This is a genomic window from Campylobacter sp. IFREMER_LSEM_CL1097 (assembly GCF_025772225.1).
GTDB classification, from domain to species: domain Bacteria; phylum Campylobacterota; class Campylobacteria; order Campylobacterales; family Campylobacteraceae; genus Campylobacter_D; species Campylobacter_D lari_D.
This window is the reverse complement of the sequence record NZ_JAKMRT010000006.1, coordinates 44,568-56,464: the sequence shown is the minus strand read 5'-3', so window position 1 is coordinate 56,464 and position 11,897 is coordinate 44,568. Positions and strand designations below refer to the sequence as shown.

At 28.9% G+C, this 11,897-nt stretch carries 11 protein-coding genes; 10 read left to right on the top strand and 1 reads right to left on the bottom strand.

What is annotated here, in order from left to right; all coding sequences use genetic code 11:
* The first annotated feature begins 119 nt into the window (after positions 1-119).
* Positions 120-1,097, top strand: a complete 978-nt coding sequence (locus L8W64_RS03840; protein ID WP_263672902.1) for a glycosyl transferase family 90 — start codon at positions 120-122, stop codon at positions 1,095-1,097.
* A gap of 11 nt (positions 1,098-1,108) precedes the next feature.
* Complete coding sequence (locus tag L8W64_RS03835; RefSeq protein WP_263659666.1) at positions 1,109-1,966, top strand: D-amino acid aminotransferase; 858 nt, start codon at positions 1,109-1,111, stop codon at positions 1,964-1,966.
* Here L8W64_RS03835 and L8W64_RS03830 read toward each other — a convergent pair.
* Positions 1,963-3,339: a cation:dicarboxylate symporter family transporter gene (locus L8W64_RS03830; RefSeq protein WP_263672901.1), complete on the bottom strand. Its 1,377-nt coding sequence runs from the start codon at positions 3,337-3,339 to the stop codon at positions 1,963-1,965. The two genes, L8W64_RS03835 and L8W64_RS03830, sit on opposite strands and share 4 nt — an antisense overlap.
* A gap of 285 nt (positions 3,340-3,624) precedes the next feature.
* Between L8W64_RS03830 and L8W64_RS03825 the strand changes: the two genes are divergently transcribed.
* From L8W64_RS03825 to L8W64_RS03790, 8 genes are all read left to right on the top strand, one after another.
* A complete protein-coding gene (locus L8W64_RS03825; protein WP_263672900.1) occupies positions 3,625-5,676 on the top strand; it encodes an FTR1 family iron permease in 2,052 nt (683 codons plus the stop codon).
* Positions 5,673-6,194, top strand: a complete 522-nt coding sequence (locus L8W64_RS03820; RefSeq protein ID WP_012661874.1) for a ferrirhodotorulic acid transporter, periplasmic binding protein — start codon at positions 5,673-5,675, stop codon at positions 6,192-6,194. Before L8W64_RS03825 ends, L8W64_RS03820 begins: the two co-directional genes overlap by 4 nt.
* A 77-nt stretch (positions 6,195-6,271) precedes the next feature.
* Positions 6,272-7,693, top strand: a complete 1,422-nt coding sequence (locus L8W64_RS03815) for a Fe-S-containing protein (RefSeq protein ID WP_263672899.1) — start codon at positions 6,272-6,274, stop codon at positions 7,691-7,693.
* Positions 7,683-8,975, top strand: coding sequence for an ABC transporter permease (locus L8W64_RS03810; protein WP_263672898.1), 1,293 nt, complete (start codon positions 7,683-7,685; stop codon positions 8,973-8,975). Before L8W64_RS03815 ends, L8W64_RS03810 begins: the two co-directional genes overlap by 11 nt.
* On the top strand, positions 8,965-10,080 hold the full coding sequence (locus L8W64_RS03805) for an ABC transporter permease (protein WP_263661191.1): 1,116 nt from the start codon (positions 8,965-8,967) through the stop codon (positions 10,078-10,080). The genes L8W64_RS03810 and L8W64_RS03805 overlap by 11 nt, the downstream gene beginning before the upstream one ends.
* On the top strand, positions 10,080-10,736 hold the full coding sequence (locus L8W64_RS03800; protein WP_012661870.1) for an ABC transporter ATP-binding protein: 657 nt from the start codon (positions 10,080-10,082) through the stop codon (positions 10,734-10,736). The genes L8W64_RS03805 and L8W64_RS03800 overlap by 1 nt, the downstream gene beginning before the upstream one ends.
* The gene (locus L8W64_RS03795; RefSeq protein WP_220566705.1) at positions 10,726-11,217 is read left to right on the top strand and encodes a TlpA family protein disulfide reductase; all 492 of its coding nucleotides are present in this window, start codon (positions 10,726-10,728) and stop codon (positions 11,215-11,217) included. The genes L8W64_RS03800 and L8W64_RS03795 overlap by 11 nt, the downstream gene beginning before the upstream one ends.
* Positions 11,178-11,675, top strand: coding sequence for a TlpA disulfide reductase family protein (locus tag L8W64_RS03790; RefSeq protein WP_318529423.1), 498 nt, complete (start codon positions 11,178-11,180; stop codon positions 11,673-11,675). Before L8W64_RS03795 ends, L8W64_RS03790 begins: the two co-directional genes overlap by 40 nt.
* The last annotated feature ends 222 nt before the right edge of the window (positions 11,676-11,897 follow it).

Sequence of the window (11,897 nt, the reverse complement as noted above, 5' to 3'; positions counted from 1 at the left end):
TAAGTATGTGATTTTTGTGATTTTAGCATTTTTGTTTTTAAATAAGATAAATTTTAAGTCTTGTAAATGAAATCTTGTGTTAAAATTTACATTATTTTTGCATATAAAGAAAGAAAAAGATGGCAGATTCTAGATTTATGATGAATGTAAAAGGCATAGCTAAAAGTTTTATACCTAGAAAAATTTATCAAAATCAATTACAAAATATTTTCAAAGAGCTTTTAAAATCAAAAAATATAGATAATATTATTACTCGCTTAAATTATTACAATTTGCAAAATGATTTTTTTGATATAAAAAATTTTCAAAATTATGAAAAAATAGGAAAATTTCCCTTTAAAAAAACTTCCTATGCTTATGATGCTTATGCAATTAGTAAATATTTTAATGATGATTTTTTATGGATTGAAGGTTTTGGAGATATTAGTTATAATCTTAAATATCCAAGCATAGCTAAATCAAGACCAGTTGAAAATGGCTTTAATAATATCATTTTAAAATTAGACAAAAACAGACATTTTGATTTTATACGAGATAAAAACCAATTTGAAGATAAAAAAGACTTACTCTTTTTTAGAGGTGCAATTTATCAACCTCATCGTATTAAATTTTTTGAAAAATATTTTGATAATCCTTGTTGTGATATTGCTCATGTTGGCGGTAGAAAAATTCAAGCCGAAAAATGGATTAAAAATTTAAATTTTAAAATTAGCAGAGCCTATCAAACCCAGTTTAAATTTTTACTTTCATTAGAAGGTAATGATGTAGCAAGCAACTTAAAGTGGGCGATGAAAACAAATTCTTTAGTTTTAGCCCCAAAAATGCGTTATGAAACTTGGTTTATGGAAGGAAAGTTAGTTCCAAATGAGCATTTTGCTTTGATTGATGATGATTATGAAAATGTAGAAGCTTTGCTTGATTATTATTTAGCTAATCCACATAGAGCAAAAGAAATCATACAAAATGCTCATGCTTATATAGAGCAATTTTTAGATGAAAAGATAGAATTTTATATAGGAATTTTAGTTTTAGCTAAGTATTTTTATTATTCTAATCAGCTTGATTTACCAAAAGATATTATTGATTTATTTGATTAAAAGGAGAGTTTATGCAAGAGATGGAAATAGTATTTTTAAATGATGAATTTATAAAAGCTAGCGAAGCTAAAGTGAGTATTTTTGATAGAGGTTTTATCTTTGGAGATGGAATTTATGAAGTAGTTCCTGTGGTAAATGCAAAAATAGCTGATAAGGAAGAATTTTGGGAGCGTTTTGAGCGTAGTTTAGCCCAAATTGATCTACAAATTCCTTATACAAAAGAAGAATTTGAAAATATTTTAAAGCAATTAATCATTAAAAATTCTCTCAAAGAAGGCGGGCTTTATATGCAAATTACTAGAGGGGTTGCTAGTAGAAATTTTGCTCTTTTAAAGGGGTTAAAACCTACTATTATGGCCTTTGCTTTTGAATGCAAGGTGATTGGGCATGAGTTTGCTAAAAATGGGGTGAGTGTTATTTCAACAGCTGATTTAAGGTGGAAAAGAAGGGATATAAAATCAATTTCTTTATTAGCTCAATGTCTTGCAAAAGAAGAAGCTGTTAAAGCTAAGGTTTTTGAAGCTTTTATGGTAGAAAATGCTTTAGTAACGGAAGCTTCTAGTAGTTCAGCTTTTATTATAAAAGATAAAACTTTAATCACTAAGCCATTTTCTAATGAAATCTTACCAGGAATTCGCCGTAAAAATATCTTAAAATTTGCAAAAGAACTTGATCTTAAAGTAGATCAAAGAGCTTTTAGTATGAAAGAAGTGTATGAGGCTGATGAGGTGTTTATTTCTGCGGCTACTTTTTTGATTTTAGGTGTTATAAAAGCAGATAGTAAGGTAATTAATGATGGTAAGGTGGGTTTTTATACCCAAAAACTAAGAGAAAAATATGTAGAAAAAATTCAAAAAGAGGTTTTTTAATCAAAACCCGCATTAGTAAATTCTTTAGGATTATCTAGAGCGTAGCGAAACTTTTCCCAGTCTATTTGTTTATCCCAAATAGCTACGATTAAAGCTGCTACGCTATTACCACATAAATTTCCCACAGCACGAATTTCAGACATAAATTTATCCACGCCCAAAAGTATAGAAATGGCAGCCACAGGTAAAACCTCGCCCAAACTTGCTCCTAAGCCATTGTTAGCTTCTGCAATGTGCATATTAGATAAAGCCGCAAGTGTACTTCCTAGTATAATAAAACCTGATCCAGTCACACCAACAGCACCTTTTGAGGCTATCATAAGCACTATTAAAATGCTAATTTCATGAGTTAAAGAAAGTTCTACATTAAAAGCTTGAGCAAGGAAAATTAAACTCATAGCTAAATAAATATTAGTACAATCAAGATTAAAACTATATCCAGTTGGTAATACCAAGCCCACAGTGGCTTTTGAAATTCCTGCTTTTTCAAGTTTTCTCATAAGCGGAGCTAATGCTGATTCGCTAGAACTCGTGGCAAAAACTATTAAAACTTCTCTTGAGATAAAACGCATAAATTTAAAAATATTGACTTTGGCAATAAAACAAATAAGCCCTAAAACTCCAAAGATAAAAAGCAAAGAAGCAAGCAACATAACAATAAGCAAATAACCCAAATTTAATAAAGAATCAAGTCCATATTTTGCCACTAAAAAAGCCATCGCAGAAAAAGCGGCGATGGGAGAAAAATACATAATGATTTCTAAGATTTTAAAAACAAAACTTTGCATAATTTCTAAGGTTTTTTGTATAGCTTTTCTCTCATCAATTCTCATAAGTGAAATAATAAAAGCACAAGCTAGGGCTATAACTAAGATTTGCAAAGTTTTTCCCTCGCTAAAAGCAGCTATGATATCAGTAGGTATAGCGTCTTTTAAAATATGCAAAATTTCATTTTGCGCACTTATTTCTATATTTTTATTAACAAATTGAGTCACACTTTCTTGATCTAGAGTGCTTGGATCAAGGTTCATTCCTTTACCAGGTCCCATAATGTTTGCCATAAAAATGCCAATAGCTAAAGCAAAAGTGCTTACTATTTCAAAATAAAGCAAAGCTTTAGCTCCTATGCTTCCAACTTGTTTTAAGCTTTCAAGACTAATAACACCTAAAACAATAGTTAAAAATATAATAGGACCTATGAGAATTTTTAAAGCTTGTATAAAATAATCTACACCGATTTTACTAGCTAATGCAAATTCCTTATCTAATAAGCCAAGGCAAATGCCAGCTATAATTCCTATAATCACCCAAAAACCTAAATTTTTTAACATTTTTTTGAGTTTGCTTGGTTTTTCATGAGTAATAACTAGCATAAAAAACTCCTTGTAATTTTAAAAAACGATACATATTAGCAAATAAAAACTTATTTTTATTGTTAAAATAAATAAAAAATAAATATAAAAGCTAAAAATAATAATTTTTTATCTTATTTTGTAGATAAAAGTAGCATTTTGTAGTATTTTTGTATGATTTATTATGAAATAAATAATGATAATGTTTATCTAAATTTAAGAAAGCTAGTACTATACTTGTGACTATGATTTTAAAAATGAATATCATTTCGGAGTAAAATAGTGTTTAAAAAAATAAGTTTATTAATGATTTTTTTATTTTGTTCTTTAACACTTGCTAGAGATATTGATTATCAAAAAGAAAGTCAAAATATTAAGCAAATTTTGAATGAAAGTATGGTGTTATATAAAGATAATAAAAATTTAGAAGCTAAGAAAAAAGCTGAAGATGCATATTTTCAGCATTTTGAAACCATGGAAGGCTCTATTGGTCGCAATGTCGGTAGAAAAGTCATTGTGATGGAGCGTAAATTTATTAATTTAAGAAAAATGTATAAAGATAAAGAAGATATTTCTAAGATAGAAGCTTTAATTAGTAGCTTGTATTTTGATTTAGATGAGGTCGTTCCTATATTAGAAAAAGGATTTCAATTAAAAGCCGAAGCTAGTGATATAAATTATGATAAAAAAGCAGCTGAAAGCTCATCTTTAAAAGCAGAAAAAGAGCGTCAAGCGCAAGCTGAAGCTATGTTTGCATCTTTACTTGGAGAGGATATTAAAGGACAAGCATCATCAAATTTGACTCAAAATTCAACTACTCAAGAGCAAAATATCCAAAAAGATGAAACATTATTAGCCTTACAAGAAGCTTCAGCTATGGATGCAAGATTGCAATTTTTAATGGATTCAATGATTTCAAAACTTGATCAAGCAGCATTGGCTTTTGTAAATAAAGATTACCAAAAAGCTAAAGATTTAATCCAATCAGCATTATTCGAAGATTATAGAAATTCAAAGGTAGAAGTTTTAGTAGCAAGATACACAAAAGCGGGTATGGATAAAAAAATTCAAACAAAACTTAGAACTATAATAAGAAAAATCAACAATAACACTTTGGATGAAAAAGCTATAAGAGATGAAATTTCAGACATATCAGATTTATTATATGAAGCATTCCTAGCTTTACCCAAAGAAGAATTAGCTTTACTTCAGGTTAAAGGCTTTGATGAAAGTGTTATGAGTACTAAAAACTATACTAAAGTATATGATGATATAAAAATTGCACTTAATAATATTTTACAAAATTATGATGGTTTTAATTTAAATAGCATAGATGCTTTACAAAATGTTTATTTGGATATTTTTGAAGCAAGTGGTATGGAAAGTAAAATTGGTGCTATTGATAGTGCTTTAAAATTAAAAATAGAAAGTTATTTTTCAAAAGGTGTTGCACTTATTAAAGCAAGTGCTTCTAAAGAAGAATTAAAACAGAATTTTGATGAGCTTGGTGCATTAATTGAAAATTCTTTGGATAAAATTCAAGAATCTTCACCTATGTCTTTATTTATATGGGCTTTGGGTATTATCTTAAGAGAAGGTTTAGAGGCTTTAATTATTGTTGTAGCCATAGTTTCATATTTAGTTCAAAGTGGCAATAAAAAGCGTTTAAGTATAGTATATTCAGCACTTTGGAGTGGAGTATTTTTAAGTTTTGTAACTGCATTTTTTATTTCATGGATTTTTAAAGAACAAGCAGGGCAAAGTAGAGAATTTTTAGAGGGCATTACTATGCTTGTGGCTGTTGCATTACTATTTTATGTCGGTTTTTGGCTTTTATCAAATGCGCAAAATAAAAAATGGGCAAATTATGTAAAAACTCAAGCAGTTGAAGCTATCTCAAATAATTCAGCAAAAACTTTATGGTTTAGTGTGTTTTTAGCTGTATACAGAGAAGGTGCTGAAACTATTCTTTTTTATCAAGCTTTATTATTTGATGCAAAAACAAGCACAGATTATAGTTTTATATTTATAGGATTAGCTAGTGGATTAATTATACTTATAATACTTTATTATTTATTAAAAGCTGGTGCTTTAAAAATACCAGTAAAACAATTTTTCTATATAACTTCATACATTATTTTTTATATGGTCTTTGTCTTTACAGGCAAAGGCATTGGTGAGCTCATAGAAGCCAAGGTTATTACACCAAGCTTACTTCCTTTTGATTTTGAAGGAATTTTATGGCTTGGAATTTATCCTTACTATGAGAGCATCATACCTCAGTTTATGGTTTTAATCTTACTCATTATGGGTATTTTTATAACAAAGCAAATTTCAAATAAAAGGGAAAAAATATGAAAAAAACTTTATTAAGTTTAGGTGCAGCAGCTAGTATTTTAGCTAGTTCAGTTTTTGCAGCAGAGGTACCAATTGGCGATCCTTATGAGTTAAATGGTATGGAAATAGCAGCTGTTTATTTGCAGCCAATCGAAATGGAGCCAAGAGGGATTGATCTTGCAGCAAGTTTAGCAGATATTCACCTTGAAGCAGATATTCATGCATTAAAGGGTAATAAAAACGGCTTTCCAGAAGGTTTTTGGATTCCTTATTTAACTATAGCTTATAAGCTAACTAATCTTGACAATGGTAAAGTAAAAACAGGAACTCTTATGCCTATGGTAGCAGATGATGGCCCTCACTATGGTGCAAATTTAAAAATGGATACAGGTATTGGAAATTACGAGTTAGTATTTTTAATAGAAAGCCCAGAAAAACAAGGTTTTGGACGCCATGTTGATAAAGAAACGGGTGTTGGTAAATGGTTTGAGCCATTTTCAGTTAAATACAACTTTAAATACACAGGAAAACCTAAGTGATTTTTTCCCTAGCTTTTTGCTAGGGTTTATTTATAAAATTATTGATTTTATAAATAAATTCTATCAAAGAAGAGCCCATGTCGATTTATTTTGTACATTTTTTTGGAGTATTTTTTTCTTACGCACTTTTAAGTGCTTTATTTTTTTATAATCTAAAAAATTCTTTAGTGTTTAAACTTGCTTTTGTGGGTTTTGTTTTTTCTTATTTTGCTTTTTTTATTAGCGCTAAAACACTAAGTTATGATTTGTTGTATTTTTCTAATGATGTTTTATTTGTTTTATTGTTTTTAAGTGTTATCATTTTTTCTTTTATAAAAAATAATTTTTTAAAAGAAAAAATTCAAGCAATATTGCTTTTTTTATTATCTTTTGCTTTTGGTATAAAATACTTACATATTTCTATCGACTTTCCTATATTAAGCACTAATTTTTTAGATTCTTTAGCGATTAGTTCTTTTGGGCTTATTTTGCTTGCTTTTGTGATGTGTTTTGGGGTTTATCTTTTTACAAGATGGCTAAGGGAATTTAAATTTAAATTTTTAAATTTATTTTTACTCATTATCGTGATTTTTTATCTAAATGAAGCTTTAGCACAAATTTTATTGCACCTTATGAGAGAAGGTGTGATAGAAACAGAAAGTTTATATTTAAGCTATGTGGCAAAAAGTGTATATTATGCTAAATTCTATACATATATATGGTTTTTATTGCTAGGAATTTGTATAGTTTTAGCTTTAAAGCAAAGAGTGAGTGAAAACAGCAAGAAAAAAGATTTTGATATAGAATTTAGAAAAAATCAAGCAAAAAATTCAACTATAACTAATTTTAGTGCAAGTATTTTTAGTGCTATGATTTTAAGTCTTTGTATTTTTCTCTTTTATGACTTGCATGCTTCAAGACCAATCACCATAGACGAGCCAACCTATGTAGAGCCAAATGAAAATAATGAATTTGTTTTTGATGTGGCAAGATTAAGAGATAATAACTTACATCGCTTTGCTTATATTAGCGATGAGGGTAAAGTGGTAAGATTTTTCTTGATTAACAAAAGAGAAGATAAAGACTCTCCGGTAGCAGTTTTTGATGCTTGTAGTATATGTGGAGATATGGGGTATGTTAAAAAAGGTGGAGAGTTAATTTGTATTTCATGTAATGTTAGAATTTTCTTACCAAGTGTAGGTAAGGCAGGTGGGTGTAATCCTATCCCTATGAAATATAAATTTGAAAATGGTAAAGTTATCATACCTTTTTCAGAAATTTTAGATGGGGTAAATTTTTTCACTCAAGTAGTAGAAAAGAAAGTTTATGATCCTATTGATCATACCGAGCTTATTAACTTAAAAGCACCAAGATCTTATGTTTATAAAGGAAGAACATATTTTTTTGCTAATGAAAAAAATTATGAAGAGTTTAAAAACGATCCTTTAAAATACATTGATATGAATAAATCTTCAAAATATAGAATTCATAATTTATTAGGAAATGACTATGCAAGTTAAGATTGTAAAAAACTCTATTTTTCAAAATAAAATCCAAAAATCTCTAGCCTTACTAACGATTTTTTTAGCTACTTTACTTATGGCTACTATGTTAAATCTTACTTTGGGTATAGGTAATGAAATTACAAAAGAATTAAGAAGTTATGGATCAAACATTTTAGTTTTACCTAAAGGTGCAAGTTTGAGTGTAGAAGTGGGTAATAAAATTTATGAGCCTTTGAAAAATCAAAATTTTTTAGAAGAAAACAAGCTCCATGCTATAAAAGAAATTTTTTGGAGAAATAATATCAATGCCTTTGCGCCATTTTTAGATACTCAGGTAAAAATTCAAACTCCAAATGCAAATTATGAAAATATCTCTTTAGTGGGAACTTATTTTGATAAGGCTATAAAGATTCAAGATGATGATGATTTTTATGCAGGTATTAAAGAATTATACAAATATAGTCAAATCAAAGGAAATTACCCAAAAGATGATAGTTTAGATGAAATAATGCTAGGAATAGATTTAGCACAAAAGTATGATTTGAAAATAGATGATGAAATCACCCTTGTGCAAAATGATCAAATTTTTAAAGTAAAAATTGTTGGTATTATGGATTTAACTCAAGCTTTTTCAAATAAAATCATCACTTCTTTGCTTTTGGCACAAAAGCTTTCTAAAAAAGAAGGTTTATTCTCAAAAGCAGAAGTTTCAGCTTTGACTATACCTGAAAATGATTTAGCACAAAAAGCAAGACGCGATGTAGATAGTCTTGATCAGCTTGAGTATGATCAGTGGTATTGCACTGCTTATGTAAGTTCTATTGCCTATCAAATTGCAGAAGATTTTAAAGGTGCAAGCACAAAAGTAGTGAGTGCTATTTCAGATGCAGAAAGTTTGATAGTATCTAAAATTCAATCTTTAATGGCAGTAGTTAGCATTATATGCTTAATCGTAGCTTCCATAGCCATATCATCTTTAATGAGTGCGGATATTTTTAGAAGAAAAAGTGAAATAGGGCTTTTAAAAGCTTTAGGTGCTAGCACTTTGCAAATTTATATGATTTTTGCGTTAGAAGGGGTTGTGGTAGCTTTAGTTGGGGCTGTTTTGGGTTTTGCTTTTGGTATAGGTATGTCAGAGATTATCGCCTTGAGTATATTTGAACATATCATTGAAATTTCTTGGATTATCCTACCAATTTGTTTATTTTTTGCAGTGCTTATAGTATTTTTAGGATGCTTGTTTTCTATCAAAGGAATTTCTAAACTTTCTACTTCAGAGGTTTTATATGGGAAATAATTTTTTTATGCAAGAGGTTTTTAAATCTCTTATTTTTTCTTATAAAAGAGTTTGTATTATTTTTATAGCTGTGTTTATGGGTGCTATGGTAAGTGCTTCGTTTTTTAATATTTATTTTGATATTGACACAAAATTGTCCAAAGAATTAAAAGCTTATGGAGCTAATTTTATCATCACGCCAAAAGATGATGAGTTTTTAAGCATGGATGAATTTAATCAAGCCAAAGAAAACTTGAAAGCAAAGGCTTTAACCCCATTTTTATATGGTTTTTATAATCTTGAAAGTTCAAGTGCGGTAGTTGTTGGGGTTGATTTTGCAAATTTAAAGCTTACCAAGCCTTTTATGGAGGTTTTAAAAGGAAGCTTTTCTTTGAGTGATTTTAGTGAAGATAGTGCCTTTGTGGGGGCTGATTTAGCTAAACAATTAGAGCTTAAAATAGGACAAGAATTGCAAATTTATAACCCAAGTATATCTAAAATAGTCAAAGTAAAAATCAAAGCTATTTTAAGAAGCAATGATGAGCAAGATGGGGTTTTAATCATCTCTTTAAAAAAAGCTCAAGAGTTAGCAGCTAAAGAAGTGATAAATTATGCTCAAGCTATTTTACTAGGTGATTATGAAAGCTTAGATCAAAAAGCAAAAGAACTTAGCAAGGCTAATGTAGAAGCCAAAGTCATAGCTTCAGTATCCATTAGTGAAGGTGTGATTTTAGAAAAGATCAAGGCTTTGATGGCTTTGATTAGTTTAACTATTTTGCTCATTAGTTCTTTGAGTGTAAATACCACTCTTAGTGCAGTGATTTTTTCAAGAAAAAAAGAAATAGCCTTGCACCTTGCACTAGGAGCTAAGCATAAAGAAGTTATTAAACTTTTTGGAGCTGAAGTGTTTATTTTAAGCTTGAGTGCGAGTTTGCTCGGCGCTTTTTGTGGATATTTTTTAGCAAATATTTTTGGATATTTGATTTTTAATGCAAGTATAGATTTTAGATTGCTTTCAGTGTTTTTTGCGGTGCTTGTTTCTTTAGTATTTGCATTTTTTGCAAGTATCTTACCGCTAAAAAAAGCTTTAAAAATCAATGTTTGTGAAAATTTAAAGGGTGAGTGATGAAAAATATTATAAAAATTTCAAATTTAAATCGTAATTTTAATGAAGTTAAAGCTTTGCAAAATATCAACCTAGAAGTAAAGCAAGGCGAATGGCTAGCCATTATGGGCCCATCAGGTTCAGGTAAATCAACACTTTTAAATATACTTTCTTTAATGGATACTCAAAGTAGTGGGGAGTATTTTTTAGATGATAAAGAAGTTGGAAATTTAAGTGAAGAAGAAAAAAGCGTAATTAGAAGAGAAAAAATAGGTTTGATTTTTCAACAATTTCATTTAATACCTTATTTAAATGCTTTAGAAAATGTCATGCTAGCTCAGTTTTATCACTCAAGTATAGAACAAAAAGACGCTATAATGGCACTAGAAAAAGTAGGGCTTTCACACAGACTTACGCATTTACCTAGCCAATTAAGTGGCGGGGAGCAACAAAGGCTATGTATAGCAAGAGCTTTAGTGAATGATCCTGAAATTTTATTAGCAGATGAGCCAACTGGAAATTTAGATGAGGCAAATGAAAAAAATATTCTAGAGCTTTTTTGTAAATTAAAACAAGATGGTAAAACCATAGTTTTAATCACTCACAATCCAGACTTAGCTACTTTTGCTGATAGAACTATCATTTTAAGCCATGGAGTGATGAAAAGTGAAAATTAAAAGTATAATTTTAGCTTGTTTATGTTTAGTTTTTTTAAGTGCATGTTTTGAAAACAACAATAAAAATGGCGGCAAAGTAGGCTTAAAAGCACCAGAAATCGCAGCTAAAAATTTAGAAGGTGAGAAAATTAAACTAGCTGATTTTGATAATCTCATTGTTTTAACCTTTGTAGAGCAAGGTTGTGCATCTTGTTTAAAAGACTTACCACTCTTGGAAAAACTAGCTAACGAATACCCTAAAAAAATCACTATTTTAGCACTTGATTCTGTGGATAAGGGGAAAGATTTTGAAGAATTTGCTACAAAATATGATTATAAAAATATTATATTTTTGCAAGATGATTTAGATATATCATGGCAAAGATTTAACATTTTTGCAGTACCAACAACTTTTGTCATTAAAGATGGAGTTGTGCAAGATAAAATCATAGGAGAAAAACCATGGTCACAACTAAAAGCTTCTATTGCTTCTTGGCTTTAATAAGTATTTTTTTCTTTAGTGCATGCTCAAATAATGAATTTCAAACCTTAAATTCAAGTCAAAACTATACTTTTAAATACGATGGTTTTGAAAAAACCTTAAAAACACAAAATGCAAATCAAGCTTATGCTTTATTTTTTTTCACGCAAGATTGTGGTGCGTGTAATGCACAAATTCCGATGTTAAATGAACTTTATAAAGAAAGAAATTTTCCTATTTTAGCGGTGTTAAATGGAGCTAAATCAAAAGAAGAAGCCCAAAAAATTCTTTTGGAAAAAAAGTTAAATTTACCACTTATGTATGAAGCTAAAGCAAGTTCATTTTTGTCTAAAGCTGTGGGTGGAATTTATGGTGTGCCTGTGATAGTTTTTTATGATGAAAAAGGCAAGATAAATGAAAAATTCATCGGACTTACTCCAAAAAGTGTTTTAGAAAATAAAATTAAATTTTTACAATAACTACTGCTAACTTTTTTAAGTTTATTTTTAATTAAAAAATAAAATTTGCAATTATTTTTTTAAGTGATTTTTTATGTACTCTAAAATGCAAATATATTGTTAATGCTATTGATAGGCTGTATGTTGATTGTTTGGTATGTTACAAAAATACCCAATTAAAATAATTAACCTAAAAGCCTATAAGCAAGCATTTTGATAATTTTTTTCAAAATGAGATATTTT

Coding starts and splice junctions, on each gene's coding strand:
- L8W64_RS03840 (WP_263672902.1), top strand. CDS start 120: ATGGCAGATTCTAGATTTATGATGAATGTAAAAGGCATAGCTAAAAGT.
- L8W64_RS03835 (WP_263659666.1), top strand. CDS start 1,109: ATGCAAGAGATGGAAATAGTATTTTTAAATGATGAATTTATAAAAGCT.
- L8W64_RS03830 (WP_263672901.1), bottom strand. CDS start 3,339: ATGCTAGTTATTACTCATGAAAAACCAAGCAAACTCAAAAAAATGTTA.
- L8W64_RS03825 (WP_263672900.1), top strand. CDS start 3,625: ATGATTTTTTTATTTTGTTCTTTAACACTTGCTAGAGATATTGATTAT.
- L8W64_RS03820 (WP_012661874.1), top strand. CDS start 5,673: ATGAAAAAAACTTTATTAAGTTTAGGTGCAGCAGCTAGTATTTTAGCT.
- L8W64_RS03815 (WP_263672899.1), top strand. CDS start 6,272: ATGTCGATTTATTTTGTACATTTTTTTGGAGTATTTTTTTCTTACGCA.
- L8W64_RS03810 (WP_263672898.1), top strand. CDS start 7,683: ATGCAAGTTAAGATTGTAAAAAACTCTATTTTTCAAAATAAAATCCAA.
- L8W64_RS03805 (WP_263661191.1), top strand. CDS start 8,965: ATGGGAAATAATTTTTTTATGCAAGAGGTTTTTAAATCTCTTATTTTT.
- L8W64_RS03800 (WP_012661870.1), top strand. CDS start 10,080: ATGAAAAATATTATAAAAATTTCAAATTTAAATCGTAATTTTAATGAA.
- L8W64_RS03790 (WP_318529423.1), top strand. CDS start 11,178: ATGGTCACAACTAAAAGCTTCTATTGCTTCTTGGCTTTAATAAGTATT.